The sequence below is a fragment of the Paenibacillus sp. AN1007 genome, assembly GCF_040702995.1.
GTDB lineage: Bacteria > Bacillota > Bacilli > Paenibacillales > Paenibacillaceae > Paenibacillus.
The window spans coordinates 4,073,265-4,098,281 of the sequence record NZ_CP159992.1 but is presented as its reverse complement, the minus strand read 5'-3'; the positions used below and the strand labels follow the sequence as shown (position 1 = coordinate 4,098,281).

Below are 25,017 nucleotides of genomic sequence, written 5' to 3'. Positions count from 1 at the left end.
AGAAACTTCCGTTTTCGTAACCATAATCTCTTCTGGATCAACAACCTTGTTTAACATATAAAATCCAATGACAATAGGAAAAGCAATAATGACAGCGGTGAAAACTGTAACGATATAATTCCTTTTTAGCCGCATACTTATGATTCACCTCAGAGTTAGATGATATGAATCGATGTCTCCATCATTATGGGGGGATCGATGATTCTTTGGTTTTAAACAAAGGCCTACATAGAGTATATAAGAAGTTGAACGAACCTCCAATCTGAACGACTTATCTCCCTATATTCACGACTTTCCCGATCCAATCGGACTGGCTGACTGCCGCACGTACCAGCCCATCAGCACAATCTGTGAAAGGAAGTGCAGCAATTGGATTGATGCGGGCGAGTGGGCCGGCCGTATAATCCAATTTCCCTTCCGCATACTGAAGCACGGATGCACGCATGATGACCCATTCGAGATCACTTTGGATGAGCGCTTGTTCCGCAATATGTTTATCCTGAATGGCCTTCCAAAAAATACGGCGCATCAGACGTACGGCGAGACTGTGAATATAAGAAAGCTCTCTACCATCGCTCAAATTAATGCCGCTCTGCATCACAATACGTTGAACCCCTGAACGCTGACAGGCTGCAATGATATTTGGAATTCCCTCAGACATAACCGTACCTGGTGAGAGATTAGCCTTCATTGTAAGTAAAGAGGCGCTGAGATTACCCATCCCCTTTTTGGCGGAAGCAGCTGATACATTGAGAGGGGGGCCTATACAACTGATGACAGCTTCTGCCCCTGAAATCGCTTGAATCATAACAGGTAAATCGAACACATCTCCTTTTCTAACTGTAAGTCCTTCTGTTGGAGCAATGGCTTCGGGACGACGAGCAACGGCAATAACTTCATGCCCTAATGCAAGGGCGCGTTCGATCACTTTTTTTCCCGTTCCTCCGGTAGCCCCAATGACTGCAATTTTCATATGGTTAAACTCCATTCCTTACTGCGCATTAGTACACAGTAGTGTATTATTTATCATTTATGTATAATGTTATACATAAATAAAAATCTTACAATGGCTAAAAAGTTGGATTGCGTGCAATTGTGCACAGATGCTTTAGAAATGCGTATTAACAATGAAAAAAAAGGGTGATATGAAGTGGTTAAGGTGGATCGAAGGATACGAAAATCCCAAGAGGCGATCAAAACGGCGGTTACTGAACTGATGATGAACAAAGATTTTGATCATATTACGATCCAGGATATTGCAGACAAAGCGGATGTCAGCCGCAGAACGATCTATCTTCATTACACGGATAAATTCGATCTTCTGAATAAACTCATCACAGAGCATATTGAGAATTTGCGTGAAATCTGTGAATCTACGGAGATGGACACGGGTTATAACAACATGGTATTTATGTGGTTTGAGTATTTTGAGAAGCATTTTTTATTTTTCTCCGCATTGCTGGCGAGTAAAGGCGGTTCTTTTTTTCGTAAGCAGTTTCTGGACTTTTTTATCGATGAATTACAGAATGGGAAAAATGGGAACGAGAGCGTTTCAGGTGCTAAGAACACCGAATTATTGAAAGATCAACTTGTGGAGGTTCAGTTTGTGGGGGGAGCAATCATTGGGGTCGTGGAATGGTGGTTTACGCATGAAAAGCCTCTCCCACCTTCCGTGATGGCTGAACGTATAGGAGCCATGCTGGAACGAAATCTGGATACGAATCCTTAAAAATATTCCTTTGAAGGAGATCAACGATGAATCCAGAAAAGCATATTCAACAAATGTTACATACTATCATTGAGAACACACAATCCATCATCAACGATAATCAGAAGCAATCCTTCGGCTCTCTGGAATATTTCCTGGGACATATTCTAGAGTACCGAGATGAGAAGCAATACCTGACAGAAGATTGGCAGTTCCGCACACCACGCTGGCTGGGGGAGTATGGCAATACACCGGAGGAAGAAGAACTTCTTGCAGACATTTACCGTCTACAGGCTTATATTGCTGAGAAATTAAAAGGTGCATAGTGGATAGACAAACACGAATCATGATGTCGCATTAGTCCGATTGAAATGTCGCAAAAGTACATGGTAACACGATACACAGATCGTTTATACTCTCTTTATGTTTCGATAATGAAAATCATTATCACTAGTATGCATAAGGGGGATTTACAAATGAAACAAGGAACAAAGGAGCAGGCGGCCGGAAGCAAAGGTTATGCTGCTCACAAATCACGATTACTCATGGGCTTGATGCTGGCCCTGATTCTAGTCCTGACGGCGTGCGGTACCGGAACGGGTACAGATAGCGGTAAATCATCTTCCGCAACATCAGCGGAGACACCTGCGAGTACGGAGACGAAGACCGACGGCGCTTTTCCAGTAACGATCAAGGGTATGAAGGGTGATATCACTCTAAACGAAAAACCGAAGAGAATTGCAATTCTCGATGTTAAGTTTTTGGATCAAATGTTAGCCGTTGGCGAGAAACCAGCAGGTAGTGTTATCGCTGGAGGGAACACCGATTTTCCAGAATACTTGGGTGATCAGGCAAGTGGCGTTGAAGTTCTCGGTACACGGGACGAGCCTAACCTGGAAGCGATTGTAGCGCTCGACCCGGATTTGATTATCATGACCGACTTTCAGGAAAAACAGTATGAGGGCGTAAGCAAAATTGCTCCTACCTTAGTACTTGATTTCTACGAAGACTGGCGGGATACGTTAGCTGCAGTTGCTAAGATTACAGACAAGCAGGACGAGGCAGAGAAAGTGCGTACAGCGTATGAAGAGAAAATCGCCGGGCTGAAAACACAATTGTCAGAGAAGCTGGGCGATGAAACGGTGGCAATCATTCGTCCACGAAAAGAAGGCATTCGTGTACACGGGATTGAGCACCGCATTGGCGGTATTCTGTATAATGACTTGGGACTGAAGATGCCTGCTTTGGTTCAGGAGATTAATGAAGATGGTTCCGTTGAAATATCGATGGAAAAGGTGCCTGAGATCGGGGCAGATCGTTACTTTGTATTGTCAGACGAATTGTTTGCGGCAGAAGCTGAGGCGATGGTGAACAATCCGGTATGGAAGTCTTTGGATGCTGTGAAAAATAACCGTACTTACGACGTAAACTCCACACTTTGGATTGCATATTACGGACCGCTTGCGATTAATCTGATTGTAGATCAGGCATCGGAAGCCCTGCTCGGATCGAACTAACATGAGCCGATATCTCTCGACAGACGTATGGAAAGAGACGGTGGAGGATCATTCGATTTTGCTTGGCGAGCCGCCTGAACATAGTGTCCGCAGCATTGCGCTGAGTGAGCTTCATGACGAAGAGGCGTGCCGAGAGTACATCAGCTGGTTTCAACATTATATCGATGCACCAGACATGAAGGTTGCCGCTTCCATGTTAGCCAAGCGACTTGGCTATCTATGGACGGCTCCGCTCGTGACTGCGATGACGTTTCATCATCAGCATGTAACCTTTCGGCTGGAGAACAGCTTTCTCTATCATCCGAAACTCGAAGAACATGAGGAAGGGACACGATTTCCTTATCTAGCGGTGAACGAGCTTCGGGCTGAGGAATGGACGGGAGACAGACACGTTTGGCGGGAAAAAGCAGTCCATGAGATGTTTGCGGTACAGCTCACACCTTTGTTAAAGACACTGGCTGCAATTGCGCCCCTTTCGATGAGTATTCTCTGGGAGAATATTATGGTGCGGATCGGCCGACTATTCGCTCCTGATGAAGGTGAGACGGAGCAGGAACGTAAGATCATTCGAGAGGACTTCGCCTATCTGACGCAGGTAGCGTCCGGGCAGGTGTTTGGTGAGAGGAAGAATCCGTTGACCCGTTTTACCGAGTGTAAGGACAATGTACATGCTGCCAAAAGTGAACGGATCACCTGCTGTTTCTATTATCAGATGTCAGGGGAATATTGCCTCAAATGTCCGAAAATTGACAATGAGAAAGAATCTCAACTACAATGACAACAGCAGTGATTATACCGATGCGATTGTCAGGAGATGAGAGAAATGCCGCTGCAGGAACAGACAAGTGGTTGGAGTGATACAGCAATCAAGATGCTGGACGGATATAGCGGTACTTTGCAGACAGGCAGCGTTTTGCACGAAACAAATGTAACTTCTAATGTGCTGCTGCTGGCATACGGAGGGGAAGGGGAGCTTGCAATGGATGGCGAGGGTTGCCACATTGGAGCTTCTTTTGCCTGTCATGCGGTGAAGGGATCATCCTACACGCTGACGGCCAGATCAGAGGACATTCATTATATTGTGATCAAGTACAAGGCTTCTTCCATGGAGGGAGCCTCTGTTGTTATGCCTTCATACCGCAAACACCCGCTGCGCAGGTCCTTTGTGCAGAACTCGGCAGCCCACGCGGAATGGATCGAAAACGCCGAAAAAATCGTGGCCAAATGGCGGCGCGGCGAAGGACTGGAGCGCTTTTATGCCAACGCGTTGCTCCAGGGGATGATTTACGAACTTATCATGGCCTATGAACGCGGTCAGGGGGGAGCGGAGTCCGACATGGTCGATGTGGTCGCTTCCTATATTGCGTCGCACTATCGTCAGAACCTGGAGCTTAAAGAGCTGGCTGCCCTTGCGGGCTGCAGCGTAAGACAGCTGCAGCGCCGCTTCAAACAAGAAAAGCAGCTCGGACCGATGGAATATGTCATTCAGCTGCGCATGGAAAGTGCTTCACGGATGTTGCGTCATACGGATGCTTCCATAGGAGAAATTGCAGATAAACTGGGGTATCGGGATATGTATTATTTCAGCAGGGCGTTTAAAAAATATGTTGGTGTCCCACCGCTGCATTATCGGCATGCGGCCGCTTCGAGAACGGATGCAGACCATGCGAATGCCTTATTGCAAAACCGCACCGCTTCTTCCTATGAATCAGCCCAAGGCCCGGTAATCTGCCATATGCAAGGGGAATACATCGTCACTGAAACACCCCAGCGTATCGCTGTCCTTGATGTGCAGTATGCCGATCATTTGCTTGCGCTGGGTGTGGCCCCGGTAGGAAGTGTCGGATTAGGAAGCGGCGTGTTATCGTTCCCCCAGTCCCTTCGGGCAGGACTCCAGCACACCGATTTACTAGGTACATATGAATATCCCGATCTGCCTGCGGTAGAACGACTTGCCCCGGATCTGATTATCTGCACCGAGGTACATGAGCAGTATCTTGAACGATTAAGTGGGGTTGCTCCAGTGCTTATGTTCAAACGTAATGAAAACTGGCAGACGATTCTAAGCTTGTTCGGTGAACTGACAGGCAAACGAGCAGAGGCCAAGCAGATTATTGCTGACTATTTTCGCAGAACGGCTTTGCTGTCTGAGGAATTAGCTGCAGTATTGGCAGGCAAAAGTGTGGCTCTGATCCGTCCGCTGGATTCGCTCGTTCGAGTGCATTCTGCGGCTCATCGCACAGGTGCTGTGCTGTATCGCGATCTAGGTCTGCCCGTTCCGCTGTTTGTCGCAGATACCTCCGACACGGCCTATCACATCTCGGTTGAGAGATTACCCGCAGTGCAGGCGAGTCACTACTTTTTGCTGAGTAATGAACTTATGCAGGATGGGATATCTACGACAGAGGAGCGGGTTTTGGGAATGCTCGGTGAAGGCGAAGAGCAGCGAGTTCATTCGGTGGATGCGGCAACCTGGATTGGTTGTTATGGGCCGGTGGGGATCAATGGGATTGTGGATCAGGTTGAGCAGGCGTTGTTGGGATGAGGGGAGTTGGTGGTTTTACCCGTTTGCAGCGAAAGATAGTACGTTCATTTTTTGAAAAGTTGATAGGTTTCAATTGTATCGCATGGCCGTCGGATTCCCTTAAGGATGAAGAAGGGCCTTTGTGTTAAATGAAGGTTCTTTTGCTTGCATCTTGTATAACACAGTGTATATCTAGTATTCAAAGTTCATTGAATCGATTGTATAAGGGCTTAATAATATTAATAAATCTCCTTTATTCACCAATTCACTTTCACAATTGTAACAATATGGGTTATCTTTTACGAAGTTCAGGCACGAGTGAGATAGAATATGTTGTAGTGAGTAATGCAAAATAATAGATACTATAGGAATTCAGTTGACAATTACGAGGTGATTTAATGAGAAAAAATATCGCAATAATTATCCTTATGGCCGGATTGATCATAAGCATGTATTTTAATTATCAATTCAAAGAGTACAAAGAAAATCAAGAAGTTGATTATGCGGTTAAACTAAATCATGGAATTCAAATCGGGATTAAATTATCAATCCAGAATTTTGATTATGTCATTAAAAGTTTAGAAGACAATTCTTCAAAGGAAACAGTTATATTCACATTAGGCAATCTAACAGAATCTTTGAAAGTGGGGGAAGAGTCATTTGTATTTCTTGATTCTGATTTCAGGGAAGATGGAGGATCATCAACCTATCTAATCTATAATGTGTTTAGAGATATTTATGGTTATATAAGAGCAGATATCAAAGATGATATTTTAACAAATAAGGTATCACTAGAAGGAGAATCGAGAGATCAATTGATTAAGGATATAGGATTGCTTAAACAAGATTTTGAGTATTTAGATAGTCAATTTGACGAGGATTTTCTGAAGGGGAAAAGTCCTGAGTGGATTGAAAACAAATGGAGAGAGTTAATCGGGGAGATTGTAAATAGAAATAAGAATTTTAAGTTGTATGAAAGGATTAGAACGAAACATAATCTGTACGAAAGCTAGACAATACATATTGGAAAGGGCTTAGGCAGATTCCACAGATTACGATAGCAACTGCGCTTGAACTTGCGAAAGTGGAGCTGCAAGATGTGACTGCCGAAGGAATAATTATCCAGAAAAATGAAAAAAGAGGATCATTATAATTCCAGGTATATTTTCAGGAGAGCATTTAGTTCGATGGATCGTTGTAAAAATATAATCCAACGCTCTATTTGGAATCTGATTTCTTGGATATTCCATCAGGAAGCGATAGAGTCTTAATACTTAAAGGATCGTAGTTCACGAAAACAAATACCTTCTTTTTCTTATCGCCTTCAATATAGCCGTGGAGGCCTAACGACTTGCTTAGATCGGGAGGAGAGAATCTATAATCCGTAAAACGAACGGTTACCCCGTATTTTTCGAGAACATAATTTGCAGCGAACTTCTCGGCGGAGGATACAATCGTCTTTTCCTCTTCTGAGGCACAGCCTCCAAGCATGAGAGAGGAGATAATTAAGATTACAAACAGGAAGAAAGGTTTTCTCAAAAAGGGACACCTCTGCTTTCTTTAAACAAGGAATAAATGTACATATAGTTGTATTGTCACTAGTTTACATAATCATATTGAAATGTTCAAATTCAGGAGGTATTTAAGCAGAAGGATTACATTAGCGATGGTGTGTGGACAATGCTTGATACCAGTGAGCAGCAATATGTCCACTCCGTCGATGCAGCAACCTGGATTGGATGTTATGGGCTAATCGGGATCAGTGGGATTGTGGATCAGATCGCACAGGCATTGTTGGCTTAAGAAGTAGCTTTATGATGATAAGAAACGTCTAACTCGTGGGGACTGTCCCATCAGTCGTAAACGATTAGGCATTGCCCCATTATTTAAAATGATAGAACCAAAAGAGACCGTTCCTTGGTAAAGCGGAAGTGTTTTGGCAGCCACATACCAAAGGAGACGGTTTTTTTGTACATTTATAATAGTATGATTTCACTAACTTTACGTTCCAACCCATGAAAAGAAAAGCAGTGTTATATCTTTTGTCGAATAGTCGCCTCCAATAACTAAAACGTGATTAGGGCGGAGTAGGCCTTATTCACGCTATGTAATGCAATGCTAAAGATTATCTAAAATCGAGATTGTTTGATGCATATGCATTTCATACAAATGTCACTATACGAAATTGATAAAGGTGAATTTTATAAAAAATAACAATTATATCACATTAAATTGATAATTCATAAAGTGATACACGAAAGTTCGGAGAAATGATCTCCATTCAGCTGAATAGGAATGGGGGTTACTTGTAGATTGCCCACAGAAGTTCGCCGTATATCTGATTAACTTTGCGAATGACTTCTTGTGTAATATACTTAGTATATTAATATTATGATGTCAGGGTGGTCTTGTGGAATTGCATTTATACGAGCAGATATATGTCTATATTGTACAAGAGATCAAAGAAGGTCGATTAAAAGAAGGAGACCGAGTCTCTTCTGAAAAAGAGTTGGCGGAACAATTCGGCGTCAGTCGTATTACATCTAAAAAGGCTCTGGAGAAATTGGCCGATTCCGGGGTGATCAAACGAATACAAGGAAAAGGTTCATTCGTGGCCGATAGTATCATTGGGGGACAAGAACCGAAGCACTATTCAGAGGTAAAAACGACCTTGATTCCTGAGGATGATAAACGGTTGATCGGTTTTATTATACCGGATTTTTCTGACGAGTTTGGCCTGCAGCTTCTTAGATCGATGGAAAAGCGGAGCGCTGAGCACGATTATCAACTCATTATCAAGCGAACTTGCGGGGATCGGGATGAGGAAAAACGTGCGATCGACTTGTTTATCGGTCTAGGCATCAAGGGATTAATCGTGACCCCCATTCATGGTCAACACTATAATTCGGAACTGCTTCGGCTTGTATTAGATCGGTTTCCGATTGTTTTGGCCGATAGATATCTAAAAGGAATTCCGGTTTGTTCGGTATACACAGACAATAAGAAAGCAGCCATGGATCTTACACGACATCTGATTAGCAAAGGCCATAAAAAAATTGCCTTTTTATCTCCGCCGGAAGAGAACACTTCGACATTGGAGGAAAGGCTGCTCGGATATACGTTTGCTTTCACCCAGGAAGGGATGAATTTGAACAAAGATTATGTATTGACGAACCTGAAGGGCACCCTTCCTATAAACATAAATGGAACAGCGATTGAAAGTGATAAAGAAACAATAAAGCATTTTTTGAAACAACACCCTGATGTAAAGGCGTTTGTTGCGTCGGAATTTCTAATAGCTACTATGCTGGCTCAAGTCATCCACTCGATGGGGAAATCTCTGGAGGAATTCGAGATTGTTTGTTTCGACTCCCTGAATGATTACTTGGGTCAACCCATCTTCACTCATATTAAGCAGGATGAGAAGCAGATGGGGGAATTGGCAGTGGATATGCTAATCTCTCAGCTGCATGGAGCAGCCGTTCCCGAGCTGAACATTATTGAACATCGTATGGTCGTGAAAAATAACACATAGGGTTAATATAAGCTCAGTGCAACTCAACAAAATCAAGGACATTTTTCAAGTGTCGAGAAGTCCCCAGGGGCTTTTCGGCACTTTTTTTGATATCAGAAATATGAACAACTTCAAAGCTTGGACCTTACGGACCTGATATCGCATGAAAAATTTCTTCTAGATGTCGTCTGTCTTCTATGAAGTATGTTGATAGCCGTTTTTCTTATGGTAAAGCTTGTTTCATATCAGGGAATGGGCTGGGAGACCGGAGATTAACGAACCTCGAAACATCGATTCACATATCTAATTATAGCCATACGTCATACACATTCATGTCGTAATATTGCAATTGACATGTTTTATGATGTCATATTAATATACTTAGTATATCTAGTGTAACTAGTAGAATTCTTACAACAAATCCACTTCGTTCATATTTTCTGATTTTAATCATTCATATCACCAATATTGTTAACGCTTACATAAATAATGGATTGATCAGAAAAGGAAGTGGATGGTATAGGAATTCAAGTTAAACGAATTCATTTAACTTAAGGGGGACTTTGAATGAGGAGATCCAAAAAAATCGCATTTCCAATTCTTGTTTACTTTCTGGTTATGTTACTACTTCTAACCGCTTGCTCAACGGAAGGCTCCAGCGATCCGGCCGGAGAGGGGAAGACAACGGTTACAATGTGGCATGGCCTTACCTCCATTGATTTAGATAATATGAATAAAGTTGTGAAGGCATTTGAAGAGAAAAACCCTACCATCAAAATGAATTTGGTTTATACGGAATCCAGCGAGGGATCCGATCAGAAGCTGCTGACTGCAGTCGCAGGCGGCAATCCTCCTGACGTTGCACTTTTCGACCGATTTAAGGTCGGTACTTGGGCTGCGCAAGGTTCGCTGACTGACTTGTCCTCGATGGCAGCAGAATCCGGAATTCGTAAGGAAATGTATTATCCATTTGCTTGGGAGGAGTCCAGTTATCAAGGAAAGCTTTATGCAATGCCGATGGATACGGACTCACGCCTGCTATTTTACAATAAGGATCATTTCAAAGAAGTAGGGTTGGATCCCGACAAACCGCCACAAACAATCGCCGAGCTTGAAGCGGCCGCCGATAAGTTAACCATCAAGGAAGGTAAACGTTTCAAACGGATCGGGTTCATCCCATGGTATTCGCAAGGCTGGCTGTATACTTGGGGATGGGCATTTGGAGGCGAATTCCAGGACGCTGCCACCGGCAAAATTACTGCAAATGATCCTAAAGTCGTTGAAGCGCTGCAATGGATGACCGACTTCGGCAAAAAATACAATGTCGAGGACATTGCCGGATTCACAAGCGCAGCTGGCACGGAGGAAATGGATCCGTTCATTTCCGGTCAAATCAGCATGAAGATAAATGGAAACTTCACGGTGAAGGGGATCGAAAAATTTAAGCCGGATCTAAATTACGGCGTTGCACCGATACCGACTCCAACGGGAACGAATTTTACGACATGGTCAGGAGGCGGCTCCGCTATTATTCCTAAAGGGGCCAAGAACGTCGCTGCTGCTTGGAAATTCCTCGAATTCTTAGGGAAAGAAGAGGGGCAAACGTTATTAAACGCCGACTCTCAAATTTCCGTTATCGATGCGGTTAACGACAAATACGGTTACAAGGACGATCCGATCATGAAGGAATTTATTAATATTTTACCCAATTCACACAACCGCCCGGTTATTCCTGAAGGACAGCTGTTGTGGAATGAGTTAGCTTCCGCTACGGAAAAGGCTACCCGCGGTAATGGTACTCCAAAAGAGAACCTTGATCGAGTAACAGAGACGGTTAATAAGGCTTTAGAAAAATACGACAAATAGGATGCTCGGTAGGCAGGGAGCGTATCTTCTCCTTGCCTATTCATGAATGACAATTGGAAGGAGAATGCACATGGCGAAACTGGCCGATTCCGTTCAAGTAAGCGCAATTCCATCGGCAAGGAAACGAGCACTCCACAGAACTAACGTGATTGGGTGGCTGTTTGCTTCACCTTGGGCTATAGGGCTGCTATGCTTTTATGCAATTCCGATGCTCATGTCCATCTACTTCAGCTTCACGACTTACAGCATTCTGCAGCCTGGTGAATTTGTCGGAATGAATAATTATCGAGATCTTTTCCAAGATCCTCTGTTTTGGAAATCCATATACAACACGATTTATTTTACCGTATTTTTTGTTCCATTAAGTATATTCTTCGGTGTGGCACTCGCTATGATGCTGAATATGAAAGTCAAGGGAATGGCTGTATTCAGAACGATTTTTTTCTTACCTACGCTCGTGCCGCAAGTGGCTCTGGCTGTTCTGTGGATGTGGCTGTTACATCCAAACTTCGGATTGGTTAACGGGATGCTGGCGCATATCGGTATCGATGGGCCTTCTTGGCTTGGCGGTGAGGCGTGGTCCAAGCCCTCTCTCATCTTAATGTCGCTTTGGGGTATTGGGCAAGCGGTCGTTATCTACCTTGCTGGACTAGGAGACATCCCTGATGAGTACTATGAAGCGGCCCAAATCGATGGAGCTAACTGGTTTCAAAAAACGAGAAAGGTAACCCTGCCTTTGCTCACTCCCGTTATTTTTTACAACCTTGTCATGGGAATGATCGGTGCATTCCAACAGTTTACTCTTCCCTATACGTTGACCAAAGGGCAAGGAACTCCTGCAAATTCCATGACTTTTTACGTCATGTATTTATATGAGAACGGATTCAGGTATTTCAAAATGGGCTATGCCTCCGCCATGGCCTGGATCTTATTTATTATCGTTATGGCATTAACCGGAATTATTTTTATTACATCTAAACGCTGGGTTCATTATCAAGGGAAATAAGGAGGGGGAAGTAAGGGATGAGTCCTATCGCGATCAAAAGAATCAATCGTGCGTTAGCCTATGTATGTCTCATTGTTGCTTCTGCATTTTTCATTACTCCGTTCATTTGGCTGCTTTCGACTTCTCTTAAACCACTCACACAAATCTTTACATTCCCGCCAGAGTGGATTCCGCAACCCATTCTGTGGAGTAATTATTCCCGTGCCGTTGAGTATATCCCTTTTTGGACCTATCTGAAAAACACAGCGATTATAACCATCGCGAGTACGCTTGGTGTGATCATATCCTGTCCCTTGGTTGCATATAGTTTTGCCAAGTTAGAGTACCGTGGGAGAGGTATACTTTTCTTTGTAACCCTGGCTGTTATGATGATTCCCGGACAGGTGACGATGATCCCGCTATTCTTGTTGTTTACTAAATTAGGTTGGGTAGGAACAGCTCTTCCACTGATTGTACCCCAATTTTTTGGAGTGCCCATTTACATTTTTCTATTGCGGCAGTTTTTCATGGGACTGCCTGATGCCCTGCGCGAAGCGGCCCGCTTAGACGGTGCTAGTGAGTTCCGTATATATTTACAGATCATGTTTCCACTAGCCAAATCCGCCGTATTAGCCGTAGCTTTGTTTCAATTTATGGGGAGCTGGACTGATTTCATGGGCCCCTTGCTCTATTTAACCAATGAACCATCTTACACGGTTTCGCTCGGATTGCAGCAATTCCAGAGTCAAAAGGGATCCGAATGGGGTCTATTAATGGCCGTATCCACCTTGATGACATTACCTATTATTGTTTTGTTCTTTTTTCTTCAAAAGACGTTTATTAGCGGCATTACCTTCAGCGGTATAAAAGGTTAAACATCATGGGTATGACTGAAGCTCCAGCGATGCGGAACCAAGGAGTGTTAGGAAAGACCTAGACTTGAGAGGCAGTTTTTCATGAGGAAAAAACAAAAGAAACCGTTTCGTAGTAAATGGAAGCGAGAGTGACCATATACCCAAGGAGACGGTTTCTTTGTACATTTTACATACTTGAGTGAGGATACATTGGACTAGCTCGGAGGTTGATACAGGACGATATATGAAGTCAGGTGTATATGTTAAAATGATAGAAAGTTGATCCATTAAGAAAAATAGGAGGTAACACTGCGTATATTCAGTATTCAAAGCCCAATGGATGTATGGATTAGAGAGATTAAGTTTCCTGATTATTTGAAGGAATATCTCTTAACATCATATTCATGTTGCGTGGTCTTGTATTTGCAGGTATGCATGATAGGAAGGCTAAGAATCTACAAGAAAAAAGAATCGGCGAACCGATTCTTAAAAGTGAGTTTCATTCTCATTCTTACAGCGTTAAAAAACAATTTTAACATGATAGCAGAATCTACATCAATTTAACCGAGTAGATAAGCTTATCTCAATCTTGTACTTCATGATAATTACCAGTCCACGGATCAAAAACGTATGAAGTTACTTCTGAATTTTTTTCAACTGAGAACATATAACCTTTTTTAATTTCATTAGATTCATCTTCAATTAACGTATTCTTCTGTTTATTAACCACATAAGGTTCTTCTAAATTCTGAGTAACCTTATCTACCGCACTTTCATACGTGTATTGAGGAAGTGTGGTTATCGTATAAATTGGAATAAATATTAAGAAGAGTGTTTGTGAAAAAAGTACTATTTCTTTACGTTTTTTACTTAGTTGAACTTTTAAGAAATAACTCAGCACTATGAAAAAAACTAACACTCCAATGAAAGGAAAAAGATCTAAAATATTATTGTATCGATATTGTAAAAAAATTAAAAAGGCCACTTCTATCAGACAAGCAATAATTATTAGTCTTCTATACATCATATCTCCTTTGAATAAGTAGTTGAAGCCAACATTAATGACATCAACTTATCTTAAATATTTATTTTGTGGATTGTTTCGACATATCCTTAGTTAAGAAGCCAAGCATTGTATGCTTCGATTATGCAAAGACCAGTAGCCCCTGCTACTCGAATGCTTGAAATACCAACAATCAGAATCAGAAGAGAAAAAAAAGAAGTGAATAATTCTTCCATACGGATACTCCTTTAAATAATATACTTTAAAACGTTTTATATCCAATCACTTCCTAAATTAATTACATAATATCATTTAAGGCAAATGATCATCTTTTCACCATGAGTTGTTTTTAAAGAAAGTCCGACCACCTTCCAAGCAAATTTGGTGTATAAATTAAGTGAAAATGTATCGCCCTCATCTTGTCTCGAAGGAAATGTTATGATTCAGGAACGATATTTGAATTCAGGTGTATATGATAAAATGATAGAAAGTTTTATAAATACGAATAAAAGGAGGTATAGCACATGAAATGGCAGGAAGTAAGAGAGCTATTCCCTGACCAATTTGTTTTAGTTTCTATCCTTCAGTTTCATGAGGAAGATAACAAAAAAGTTGTGGATGAGGTTGCACCGATTCGTACCGTATCCGAACAAGATGCAAATAAAGAGTTTTTTCGTGTAGAGCCTGGTAACGTTGTATATCATACTTCAAATCCAGACTTTGTGATTCATCTCCGCAAAGATCCATTAATGAGAGTGAGACGTAATACGAATGAAAATTAACTATGATGGACAGCTCATTACAACGTCACTTACCGTTACATTTAGGGGAAGAACATTGAAAATTGATGATGTCATTATTGACACTGGATCTTCACATACGATTATTAGTCCTGATGTTTTGGAGGAAATCGGCGTGACTTACGAAACAGGAGATTCAATTTTCGAAGCTTACGGCATCGGAGGAAGTGTATTCCGTTTTATACCAAAATAATGGACAGGATTGTAATAGGTACAGACAGCATTGAGAATATAGAAATCGATGTAGGTATATTGCCTAAAGACCATAAAGGTCTTCTCGGATTGGATATTCTAAAACAACAAAATTTTATTATTGATTTGAAGAGATTAGAATTGTACAAGTGAATATTGAATTGAGAAGCACTTGAATGGCTATTGTCAAAAGATTTAGAAGGGGAGGCCTATGAGTAAAAGAGCTGAAAAGAAATTGAAAATGCAATTTGGCTTCATCATATTATTTATTTTTATCATTGGCGTGCAATTAATTGTCAAAAACTACTTCGTGAATCATCCCCCTGCATGGGCAACTGGATTATCCATTTCTGGTTTTATTATATTTTGTATACTAGGACTGCTAACCTACCTTGATCTCAAGAACCAAGAACAATTCGTAACCATTGGACAAATCGTAGATGTGAAGAAGGATAAAAATATCATTATCGTTAATGGGCTGGGGAGAGGTCATCAAAAAATACTAATAAGAGATAGTCATATCCTGAATATGATGCAGCCAGATGAACTAATCGAAATCACGAGATTGAAATATACTAAGATGATAACGAAAAAAGTGTATCAGGATCAAGAGCTACAACTTTGATCAAGTGATGAAAGAGTTGTGGTTTTTTACATATGGTTGACAGTGTAATTAACGAAAGTAGATTTTCCTGAAGCCCGAGGGGGGCGAATGAAGGGTTGGATGATCTTCTTCCTTCGACAATCCAAGAGATGATCGGTGATCAGGTCATGATTAAAACAGTCGATGGGGAAGAGCGGGGATATAACGTTGTTTCTTGGATATGTTTGGGGAAAGAGGTACCGCCAAGTGAAATAGTGGTTGGTTCAGTTGTTTATTATTATTCATCAGAACCGATTAATAGTTCAGCTTGGGTAAATAACTAAGAAGACATTGGAAGATCGCTTGATTCCATATGGGATGAAGAAGGACCTTCCTTTTTGTTGTGAAATTACAAATACTCGACGTGTTCAAAGTCCATTGGATCGTATGGATATGAGGGCATGCGTATCGAACTTCCTCCCTTTTTCACCAAATTTTTCTTCGCAAAAAACACTGCATAGGTTATCATATACGTAATTCAGATATCAGGTAGAATGTGTTGTATTTACGAAGTACATAGATTAGATGTTAAGTGAAATTACCAAAGACAATAAATTCTTTATGTGATCGAATGCATTTCAAAATGTGAACGAGTAGGATCTTATATAAAGATAGCTTTTAAAATCTAGTAAAGGGGAGAAAAGTAATGAGTTATCAAAAGTTTCCGCTAATACCGGGTCAAATAGAAATCGTCACTTCTAAAGGAGAATCTAATTATAAAGAGGTACTGAATGATTTTGATTCAGCAGATTATATTTTTGTGACGACTTATAATATATCTCAGAATAGAAAAGCCTTATTAAATTCGCTGAAAGAAGCAGCGAAACATGCAGAGGTAAGAATTGTAACCAATATACCAAATCGTTTCGAGACTTATTATGGAGATAAGGTACGTAAGAAAGCTAGAGAAAGTATAAATAATTATACGAAGAAACTTAATAGCAACGACGAAGAATCAATAGATGCTTTTTTTAATTTTCAAAATCATTCTAAAGTTATCCTTACAAACAATATTGCTTATATCGGTTCTGCTAACTTCTCTGAAGAAAGCAGTAACAATAGAGAAACTGGATTTATAATAAGAGATAAAAATCTCGTTCAAGTTGTGATAGATAATCTTGTTCCAATAATTTTGAACGAAAGTATCAGGTATTACGGGAATTCTTTCGAGGAAAAAAAACTTGTATTTTCATTGCTTGCTTCTCGGCTTGAATCTGCTTCTATAAGAATTGAAGAAGAATCCTATACGTATGTTGGAAGATTTGAAGAAGTGAAAAACTATAATTACTGGGACCCACAGCTTCATCAAGAGTCGTTAGAAAATGTCTTAGAGCTTTTAGAAGAAGTTGAAGAAGAAATATATAGAGTTAATGAATTGTACGAAACGGATGAATTTGCAGATTTAATAGATTCAGAATCTATCGAACAAATTAAAATTCTTTTTTCACAAAATGACCATATCTCAGAATTAGCAAATTTCAGCGAGAGAAACTATGCTTCAGATTTGATTGCTGAATGGAATGTTCATAATGAGGATATGGACGAAGCTGCGCAACAAGCCTCAGATCAGACTGCTGAGAGAAAACAAGAGTTAGCAGAAGCTGCGCAAGAAGATATAGAGAATTTTTTCTTATATATCTCAAAAATTCAGAATAGTTTTGAATCAGTTATTACAAAGCTTAAAGAACTGGAAGAAGAACAAAAAATGAATATTGATAATACGTAATTTTAAAAATGAGTGAGTCAAAATTAACGGCTCACTCATTTTTAAAAGTAAAACTAGCAAGAAAACAGTAACTTCACTTAACATAATATTCACGCTACGGGCATACACCCTTGATCCGGCATTCGCCGGATACTCGACATACGTCGAGTCGTGAATACAGGAACGTTAGGCGAAACCTCATAATAGATAGTAAATAGAGGAGAATACAATGATGGATTATGCTCTTATTCGTATGAATGAAGTTTTTCCACATGATAGCGATGTTGCTAAGTGGATAGTTGGATTGGCAATCGTACATAACGACTTTGTATTTCTCAAGAGAAAATTATTTAAAACCTCAGATGACATTTCAGACTGGATTTTTGAAACAACATCTGTTCTTAAAATTCTTACTGCCTCTCTAAGAGAGGCTATCTTCTACCTAGAAGAGTCTGAAAAATTAGAAGAGGTAAGAATTTATATCAATTCCCTACCCCAGTATATGATTCAGAAATACGAAATTCTTAAACAGCTATTCAGAAGCGGAGAGAAAGCAGAGTTATTGCAGAGATTATCAAATACAAGAAACATAACTTATCATTACACTAAACCTCAAAGAAAAGAGTTGTCAGAAGCATTAGAAGCATCAAGTAATGAAGTTTTAGCTTACGAAGAGAATAATCAAAAGTTTTTCTTTGCAGAGCACATAAAGAATACGATTTTATTAAGATCCTTGTTTTCACCCAACGAACTTAAGTTAGAAAAAGAGCTACCCATTGAAGAGCTGATAATGAGTATTAGAGAATCGATTGAAATACTTATTGATTTTTCTAGCGAAGTAAGTAAACACTATTTAAAAGCATTTTGTAAGTAATTCAATGAGGCATCGCCTGACATAATATTCATGCTGCGGGCATACGCCCTGGGTCCGGCAGTCGCCGGACACCCGACATGCGTCGGGTCGTGAATACAGGAACGTTAGACGAAACCCTTGCAAATACTTGTAAAAAAGATGAAAGGTCAAGATGCTTCAGGAATCATTATAATAGATGGTCAAGAAAGAGTTTTATTAGTTCATCATACGTATGGAAAGAAGCAATGGTCTTTACCCGGCGGGATGGTCGAAGATGGTGAATCAGCATGGGATGCAGCAGAGAGAGAACTTAAGGAAGGGATAAATATAACAGCAAAAGACATTGAGGTCTCAGGAATATATTTTCAACCCCACAAGAATAGATACATTTATACATTCCGATCACATGCTTACGAAGGTGAGTTGGAAGTAGATAATCAAGAGATTGATTCTTATGTTTTTTTTGGAATGGATGAATTGCCAAGGCCAATTTCAAGTTTTACAGTCGAGAGACTTAAAGACGCTGTTAGTAATACAAAGACTGTATTTAGAGAAGAACAAGTAGCGAAGTATGAAATATTAGAATAGAACCCATGTAGTAATACAGGATGGCAAGGGAATCGCCTAACACAATATTCACGCTTCGGGACATTCGTCCCTCGGGTTCGGCAGAAGAAATTCGATGTAGCTAAGCAGCCGGACACATCCATTCCCTAAGATAAGAGCTATCTAAGGGGAATGAACGTCGTGAACACAACACGTTATGTGCAATTGCTGAAATATAAGAATGAACATGTAAACAAAGGATGAAATCGATGGATAGTTTAATTGAATTGATATTGGAGCCTGTATTTGACCGATTTGTCTTGCGAATCAAACAAATGGAACCAGTCAACGAAATAGGAGGTTTGAAAAAATTAATCAAGAAATTTAGCGATTATTTTAAGCGTGCCTAATTGGATTACACTTAACAATATATTCACGCTGCGGGCATACGCTCTTAGTTCGGCATTCGCCGGACACTTAGCATACGCTGAGTCGTGAATACAGGAACTTTATCTGAAAGCTATAAAACGTAAGTGAAAAACTTCTTTAAAATAAAAGATTATGGATGTGAGGATAATGAAAAAACAAAAAAACTCAAATTTAAATATTTGGGCGAGATATGGAATACTTATTATAGTTACTATAGTAATAGGGTTTTTAGCGAATGTTTTTCTATACATCCCTGTTCCAAGTCTTGCAAATGTAAATGCATGGTTAGGTTTCTTTGGAAGTATTATTGGGGCTGGAATAGCTGGCTTAGTCACACTTTGGGGTATCGAATATACGATAAAAAATACACTGTTAAACGTCAAACCTGTAATAAGGCCTGTTAGAACGGACTTTTTTTTATACGATAATCAAGGAATTTTTGTTACTGAAAAATCAAGGTCGGTTCTTGTTAAAGAATTTTCAGAGAAAGAAAAAGTTTATTTCTCTGAAATGGATAAGTATGATTATGTGATTATACTCAATGATTTAGTAGAAGAATATCAAGATAGAGAATGGGGAGAGGTTTTTGCACAAGTGGATGCTGATAATCTATTCGAAGAAATAAAAAGTATTTGTAAATCAAGAACTTATGGAGAGGCATTCTCTGATATTTTAAATCGGTTACCAGAAAAATACAATGATGGTGTTGGAGAAAAACTCGCAGAAAAAATTCATGAAAATTTTCGCCGTAAGATTGTTTATGAAGCTATGAGCGAAGCAAAGCGCCAATCGTTTGTATTCTTTTGGCTTTATAATGTTGGTGCAGGAAATGCTATAGATATTCGAATTGCATGGGATTTCAGCAAGAATTATCACAAAAAATTATGTAATGAATTAGGTTTTAGTGAAAACGAGTACATGCAAATGTTAAGTAACTTTTCACTAGATCGTTTAGCTATAGCTGAAGCAGATATAATGCTAAATACAAATACTGATAATAAGGTCAAAGCTTTTGTTCCAAATGAAGTTATATTATTTATTAAGTATTTATATAGAAAGTCTCTTGAAAACAATAAAGAAAAAAATACAAATAATAATGCTTTAGTTAGCGAACAAGAAATTTCGTTATTGAAAATTTCATATACAGATATCCATGGACAAGAACATACGGAATACTATGATGTAATATTCAAAATGAGTTCCACTTTTGATGATTCTTATGATTATAAAGAACAGTATTTTTATTTGAAATTCAATAAGAATGATAGAAAAAATATCAGTTGAGAAATTTAAGAACCCAGAGCCATCAGATAACATATTATTCATGCTGCGTACATACGTCCTGGGTCCGGCAATTGTCGGACACCCAGCATGTGCTGGGTCGTGAATACAGAACGTTATCGAAATTTATGAAATACAAATAATATGAAGGAGATGCTATGATGAATTTAAAAAATAAAAGCGAAAAAGTAAATATAATCGGACTTCATTATTTATCGGGTGTACTAACCGAAATTGAACTTGAAGAGATAAAAATAAGGTTAGCCGAGGTTGATATTACATTAGTTTTAAATGACCGAAGCGGTCTTTTCTACAATTCTATCGAGGAACTTACGAATGTTTTTTCTGTTGTTCTTAGCGGTATTACATTAACCAATTTAATCAGTGGCATAATCCCTAATGTAGCCTGGGATTGTGTAAAAGGATCAATTACTCAGATATATAAAAAAGTTAATGGAAAGAAATATAATAAAATCAACTCGAATGGCATAGAAGAGAGAACAATCTCGATCGGGGTTGAAGCTAAGTTAGAAACCAAAGAATTCAATTTTAGGTTTGACAATATTTCCTCAGAACAAACATTCTTGTCGGCGCTAGATAGAATCTTAGTATTTCTAAACGAACAAAAAGAAGAAAAACTTGAAAATATACTGGTCACAAAAGAATATGTAGTAACGTATAGCGAAGATAAAGAAATTTGGATTGAAAAAGATTTCGATGTGATAATTGATGAAAAAATAGAAAAACAAAAAATGAGAGATAGTGACTCATAGATGCCACGAATTCCCGATAACAAGATATTCACGCGTTACGCTGGATAGTGAAAACAGTAACGTTATGTAATATTGGGACAAAATCTATTATTAATAAGGAGTTTGCATGGATAGAATAAAATTTTATTCAATAAATGATATTATCAATGGAAGAAATCTATTGAAATGCCGAATATTGATAGAAGAATACTCCATATACAAAGAAATAGATGATATTAACGATGTAATTGAACTATATAGTGCAAAAAAGTATATCGATAATAAAGTATATCTTAGTGATTGGACAGCTAATACAATAGACAGTTTGGAAAAGAAAATTAATAAACTATTTGGAACAGTTGCTAAGTTTATTAAGGCAATTAATGATAATAACTTATTAGAAATGTATAGTAGGGTCGAAAGAAATTATAAAGATGAATTTTGGGAACTTATAGATAAGTTTAAGGCATATGAGAATATTACATCCGACTGTTTTCAGAAATTGATAAGTACCACAAGTGTGCCTCTGGCAGAGCTATTAAGATCAAGGAGCATCACGAATCAATATGGTGAAATTATTAAAGATAGAATGTTATCTGATCCCATCTCGTCAGTTCAATTGCTTCTGGACAAATTTGAATTAAAACATCATAGAGAACTCCAGGCCATACATTTTCCGAAACAATTAACTAATCAAGATAAAGAATTCATTATTTCAAACTATTTGGATAGTGAAGAACCGAATTTAAATTATGTACGGCTTATTTCTAATATACAGAGCAGTAAGGATAAAATTGAAGTGTCACCCAAGCTTTTATTAAAAGCAAAGCGAAAAGCAGAAGAACTTGAGAAGCAATATTTCGTAGAAAACTCTGGAATGCCAATTGAGACAAGTGTGAGTTTTTCGAAAAGTCAGAATGAAGAAGTGAAGTTAATATATGAAGGTCAAACTATAGTTGCAACTTACAGCACGAAATGGATTGAAGAAAACAAGGATTTCCCAACCTTACTTAATAATTTTATATATCTCTTTGAATTTGTTGATTTGCAAATGAGAAGTACAATAGTTAATAAGACAAGCGAGATGGGGGTATTTGAACGTCATATTTTTATTTCATCTCAAAACGCATATAATGTTGGTTTTGTTTTTGAGCGTAAGAACGTTTTATCATTACTCCAAATGTCGGGTTACTATCACCAGCTGTTTAGTATTGGTATACGATTAGAAGAAATCATTGAATGGTTTTTTGAAGATTATTTGATGGCAGAATTCGATGCAGGCAACTTTAAAGTAAGAATGCCCTCAGAAAATTCCCTTTTTTTTGAGAAATGCACTAATATTACGCCTGCATTAGAATCAGTTCTTAAGCAATTTACTTTATATGTTGAAGATGGGCATATAGACTTTGAGCTACTTGAAATCCGATCTGAACATCTTGTCTACAAAAACATCCCATCATCTATACCAAAGAAATATGTCTATGGTTGTGGAGATGAATTTAATTATTTAATTTACTTATTTTTTTCAGATCAGAGTGGATTAGGATATCTTGAAAATTTAACTGAATCTTATAACAACTTTTTTGAGTTGCTTACAAATGAAACATTGAACAAAAATGAAATTCCTAGTTACAACTTGACAGAAATTGAATGGCTCATAGAGAAAAATTATTTATCTATTGATGCAGATGAAAATGTAGTTTTTAAAGATTATCAACTAGCCTTACTTTTATATGACTTGTATGTGAATGAAGTAGTCTGCTATTGGAAATGTTCAGAGTATAAGCGCAAGCTACTTGATGAGTTGGAAGAGAAGCGAATAATTGAATTTGATAGCACTCTCTTTTCTAGAAAGGAGACAGATTATATAAATTATACTCTTAATAAATCACAATTTAATAATGGATTAGATTTACGGAACAAATATAGTCACATTCAGCCAAACATAGAAAATAATGAGGGGGTCCATAAACAAAATTATTTGATTCTACTGAGAATATTTGTTTTAACCATAATAAAAATTAATGATGATTTTTGTACAAAAAAGCATTCGAATAATGATTGATTAATTCGAAGATGGCTCAAACGACATAACATAATATTCGAGTAGTATTTTCTTACAGAGCCTTGATCTGTGGGAAGAATCACAATTCGTCCTATTGTCCTTAAAATCAAGAATATATCGGAAACACCTTGGTTCAAACACAAAATAAAGACGGCCAAAGTAGTCAATGAAAGTTTTTTGAGTTTAATCGATTTTTAGCTCCTGATTTTAATATACAAAAAGAAGGTGATTATTTGAGTGCTGATTTTCAATTACCGGAAGTAAAAAAGGATTTAGCTATTCACTGTGTTATACCTTCTCAGTATAGGGGAAGCGATCTTGGAAAGGAAAAAGAAATTTTTGAGGTTAAAAATACTGATTATGTAAAGCGGATTAGAAGCCAATATTTATTAATTGAGCGTGAATTAATTAAAACATTTGAATATGTTGAACCCAATACTAGCAATTACAGAACCAACTCTGTCAGATTTGCTTCTATAGTACGGGAGTCATGTAACTTGTTTGAGTTGGTATCTAAGGACTTTTACAGTAAGTTATTTAATTCAGGAAAGAAAAAAATGAATATAAAAGATTATTTGTCACTGGACGCATATTTATATTATAGGGATGAAGAGTTGTCATCACCGTATATAGTTGCATCGAATAATGGAAAATCCTTTGATCTTTTTCCTTTTATAGAATTAATGAGTTGGGACAGGCAGTCGGAAATTCAAGATGCATTTATTCCAAAATGGTGGTCTGCATACAATAAAATTAAACATACTCAAGATGGCATTCGGAGTGCCACATTGGAGAATGCTATATTGGCTGTTTGTGGAGTATATGTATTGATCAATTCGATCTATGGTGAAGGAGTTTTAATCGGAGAACTCCGTGATTATGATAAGAAAGATCCCCTTGGCTCAATATATTTTAGTTATAGAATAGAACAATCACAATTATTTACTCTTAAAACAATCAGGATTGAGAAAGCGTTCTGATTCTTAGGGGAATGATAGAGGATCAGCATTGGTGAATTATTTCGGTAGACACATTCGACTGAGTTGAATACAGAATCATTATCCAAAACTATAGCGGAGAGGAGGTCATAAATGAACATTTCTAATATAATATCTATAGTTACGCCATTTATAACAGGAACTTTAGGATTCTTGTTTGGGGCAAGAATATTTAAATTTCAAAGAAGATTTAATTTTATAGAGAGACAGCTTAATGAACTGTATTCACCGATGCTCGGAATCATAAAAGATATAAAAACCAAAAGTAGTATTAGAACTAGAATAAGCAATATAGCAAACGAAATATGGAAAGAAGAAGTTAGAGAATGGCAAAAATCAGGGGGGACTGTTGAAAAACCTGATATTGAACCGTATTTGAAAATTATTGATTATGATAATAAACAATTAAAAGAAGAATTAATTCCTCAATATCAAAATATTCTTAAACTACTAATTACTAATTATTCATTGGCAGATGAAGAGACCACAGAGTGGCAGTTCATTTTTAGTGAGTATATTGAAATTTGGAATAGGGCGCTAACTGAAAGTATTCCAAGAGTAGTAATTGAAAAGTTGGAACAAAGTGAATCAAAGCACGATGAATTTTATGATCACATTGAAAAGAAGGTAAAAGAACTAAAGGGGAAATTGAAACCTAAACCCTTATGGAAGAGAATTAATTTGATAGTACTTAAAAGAGGGAGATGACATATTGTTTACGCTTTGGTCGGTAATCCTTGTACGGGTAGAGACAATCGGGCTGCAAAGCTGCCTCTGTTTGA

27 protein-coding genes are annotated in these 25,017 nt (G+C 38.5%); 24 read left to right on the top strand and 3 right to left on the bottom strand.

The genetic code is table 11. The annotated features are described in order from the left end of the window. Positions 1-271: 271 nt before the first annotated feature. On the bottom strand, positions 272-973 hold the full coding sequence (locus ABXS70_RS18350) for an NAD(P)H-binding protein (protein WP_366289785.1): 702 nt from the start codon (positions 971-973) through the stop codon (positions 272-274). Positions 974-1,150: 177 nt separating this feature from the next. Between ABXS70_RS18350 and ABXS70_RS18345 the strand changes: the two genes are divergently transcribed. From ABXS70_RS18345 to ABXS70_RS18320, 6 genes are all read left to right on the top strand, one after another. After that, positions 1,151-1,729, top strand: coding sequence for a TetR/AcrR family transcriptional regulator (locus ABXS70_RS18345; RefSeq protein ID WP_366289782.1), 579 nt, complete (start codon positions 1,151-1,153; stop codon positions 1,727-1,729). A 26-nt stretch (positions 1,730-1,755) separates the two neighbouring features. Then, complete coding sequence (locus ABXS70_RS18340) at positions 1,756-2,034, top strand: hypothetical protein (protein WP_342554886.1); 279 nt, start codon at positions 1,756-1,758, stop codon at positions 2,032-2,034. 150 nt (positions 2,035-2,184) lie between these two features. After that, the gene (locus ABXS70_RS18335) at positions 2,185-3,225 is read left to right on the top strand and encodes an iron-siderophore ABC transporter substrate-binding protein (RefSeq protein WP_366289779.1); all 1,041 of its coding nucleotides are present in this window, start codon (positions 2,185-2,187) and stop codon (positions 3,223-3,225) included. Between the two features lies 1 nt (position 3,226). Continuing rightward, positions 3,227-4,003, top strand: coding sequence for a (2Fe-2S)-binding protein (locus tag ABXS70_RS18330; protein WP_342554888.1), 777 nt, complete (start codon positions 3,227-3,229; stop codon positions 4,001-4,003). A 45-nt stretch (positions 4,004-4,048) separates the two neighbouring features. Beyond that, complete coding sequence (locus ABXS70_RS18325; protein WP_366289776.1) at positions 4,049-5,770, top strand: helix-turn-helix domain-containing protein; 1,722 nt, start codon at positions 4,049-4,051, stop codon at positions 5,768-5,770. Between the two features lie 377 nt (positions 5,771-6,147). Beyond that, positions 6,148-6,762 carry an oxidoreductase gene (locus ABXS70_RS18320; RefSeq protein ID WP_342554890.1) on the top strand — a complete coding sequence of 205 codons (615 nt, stop codon included), beginning with the start codon at positions 6,148-6,150 and terminating at the stop codon, positions 6,760-6,762. 205 nt (positions 6,763-6,967) lie between these two features. Here ABXS70_RS18320 and ABXS70_RS18315 read toward each other — a convergent pair whose 3' ends face one another. After that, entirely contained in the window at positions 6,968-7,288 is a 321-nt protein-coding gene (locus ABXS70_RS18315) for a hypothetical protein (protein WP_366289772.1), read from the bottom strand. Between the two features lie 141 nt (positions 7,289-7,429). Here ABXS70_RS18315 and ABXS70_RS18310 point away from each other — a divergent pair, with 141 nt between their 5' ends. From ABXS70_RS18310 to ABXS70_RS18290, 5 genes are all read left to right on the top strand, one after another. Further along, positions 7,430-7,552, top strand: coding sequence for a hypothetical protein (locus ABXS70_RS18310; RefSeq protein WP_366289769.1), 123 nt, complete (start codon positions 7,430-7,432; stop codon positions 7,550-7,552). Positions 7,553-8,159: 607 nt separating this feature from the next. Beyond that, positions 8,160-9,284, top strand: coding sequence for a GntR family transcriptional regulator (locus tag ABXS70_RS18305; RefSeq protein WP_366289766.1), 1,125 nt, complete (start codon positions 8,160-8,162; stop codon positions 9,282-9,284). Between the two features lie 546 nt (positions 9,285-9,830). Continuing rightward, the gene (locus ABXS70_RS18300) at positions 9,831-11,129 is read left to right on the top strand and encodes an ABC transporter substrate-binding protein (RefSeq protein ID WP_366289763.1); all 1,299 of its coding nucleotides are present in this window, start codon (positions 9,831-9,833) and stop codon (positions 11,127-11,129) included. Positions 11,130-11,199: 70 nt separating this feature from the next. Continuing rightward, the gene (locus ABXS70_RS18295; protein WP_366289760.1) at positions 11,200-12,135 is read left to right on the top strand and encodes a sugar ABC transporter permease; all 936 of its coding nucleotides are present in this window, start codon (positions 11,200-11,202) and stop codon (positions 12,133-12,135) included. 17 nt (positions 12,136-12,152) lie between these two features. Next, entirely contained in the window at positions 12,153-12,989 is an 837-nt protein-coding gene (locus ABXS70_RS18290) for a carbohydrate ABC transporter permease (protein ID WP_251502444.1), read from the top strand. Positions 12,990-13,551: 562 nt separating this feature from the next. Here ABXS70_RS18290 and ABXS70_RS18285 read toward each other — a convergent pair. Continuing rightward, the gene (locus ABXS70_RS18285; RefSeq protein ID WP_366289757.1) at positions 13,552-13,995 is read right to left on the bottom strand and encodes a hypothetical protein; all 444 of its coding nucleotides are present in this window, start codon (positions 13,993-13,995) and stop codon (positions 13,552-13,554) included. Positions 13,996-14,495: 500 nt separating this feature from the next. On the opposite strand from ABXS70_RS18285, the gene ABXS70_RS18280 reads away from it, so the two are divergent. The 13 genes from ABXS70_RS18280 to ABXS70_RS18220 all read left to right on the top strand — a co-directional run bounded on the left by ABXS70_RS18280 (position 14,496) and on the right by ABXS70_RS18220 (position 24,943). Continuing rightward, positions 14,496-14,753 (top strand): hypothetical protein, encoded by a 258-nt coding sequence (locus ABXS70_RS18280; protein WP_366289754.1) that lies wholly within the window; start codon positions 14,496-14,498, stop codon positions 14,751-14,753. Further along, a complete protein-coding gene (locus ABXS70_RS18275) occupies positions 14,743-14,964 on the top strand; it encodes an aspartyl protease family protein (RefSeq protein WP_366289751.1) in 222 nt (73 codons plus the stop codon). The genes ABXS70_RS18280 and ABXS70_RS18275 overlap by 11 nt, the downstream gene beginning before the upstream one ends. Before the next feature lie 210 nt (positions 14,965-15,174). Continuing rightward, positions 15,175-15,588: a hypothetical protein gene (locus ABXS70_RS18270; RefSeq protein WP_366289748.1), complete on the top strand. Its 414-nt coding sequence runs from the start codon at positions 15,175-15,177 to the stop codon at positions 15,586-15,588. A gap of 95 nt (positions 15,589-15,683) precedes the next feature. Beyond that, positions 15,684-15,890: a hypothetical protein gene (locus ABXS70_RS18265; protein ID WP_366289745.1), complete on the top strand. Its 207-nt coding sequence runs from the start codon at positions 15,684-15,686 to the stop codon at positions 15,888-15,890. Positions 15,891-16,252: 362 nt separating this feature from the next. Then, positions 16,253-17,332, top strand: a complete 1,080-nt coding sequence (locus ABXS70_RS18260; RefSeq protein ID WP_366289742.1) for a phospholipase D-like domain-containing protein — start codon at positions 16,253-16,255, stop codon at positions 17,330-17,332. A 208-nt stretch (positions 17,333-17,540) separates the two neighbouring features. Next, entirely contained in the window at positions 17,541-18,185 is a 645-nt protein-coding gene (locus tag ABXS70_RS18255; protein WP_366289739.1) for a hypothetical protein, read from the top strand. Between the two features lie 117 nt (positions 18,186-18,302). Further along, positions 18,303-18,752 (top strand): NUDIX domain-containing protein, encoded by a 450-nt coding sequence (locus ABXS70_RS18250; RefSeq protein ID WP_366289736.1) that lies wholly within the window; start codon positions 18,303-18,305, stop codon positions 18,750-18,752. A gap of 227 nt (positions 18,753-18,979) precedes the next feature. After that, entirely contained in the window at positions 18,980-19,120 is a 141-nt protein-coding gene (locus ABXS70_RS18245) for a hypothetical protein (RefSeq protein ID WP_366289733.1), read from the top strand. Positions 19,121-19,286: 166 nt separating this feature from the next. After that, positions 19,287-20,423 carry a hypothetical protein gene (locus tag ABXS70_RS18240; RefSeq protein WP_366289730.1) on the top strand — a complete coding sequence of 379 codons (1,137 nt, stop codon included), beginning with the start codon at positions 19,287-19,289 and terminating at the stop codon, positions 20,421-20,423. 155 nt (positions 20,424-20,578) lie between these two features. Next, positions 20,579-21,193: a hypothetical protein gene (locus tag ABXS70_RS18235; RefSeq protein WP_366289727.1), complete on the top strand. Its 615-nt coding sequence runs from the start codon at positions 20,579-20,581 to the stop codon at positions 21,191-21,193. 106 nt (positions 21,194-21,299) lie between these two features. After that, positions 21,300-23,237, top strand: coding sequence for a hypothetical protein (locus ABXS70_RS18230; RefSeq protein WP_366289724.1), 1,938 nt, complete (start codon positions 21,300-21,302; stop codon positions 23,235-23,237). Positions 23,238-23,470: 233 nt separating this feature from the next. After that, positions 23,471-24,217, top strand: a complete 747-nt coding sequence (locus ABXS70_RS18225; RefSeq protein WP_366289721.1) for a hypothetical protein — start codon at positions 23,471-23,473, stop codon at positions 24,215-24,217. A 111-nt stretch (positions 24,218-24,328) separates the two neighbouring features. Next, complete coding sequence (locus tag ABXS70_RS18220; RefSeq protein ID WP_366289718.1) at positions 24,329-24,943, top strand: hypothetical protein; 615 nt, start codon at positions 24,329-24,331, stop codon at positions 24,941-24,943. The last annotated feature ends 74 nt before the right edge of the window (positions 24,944-25,017 follow it).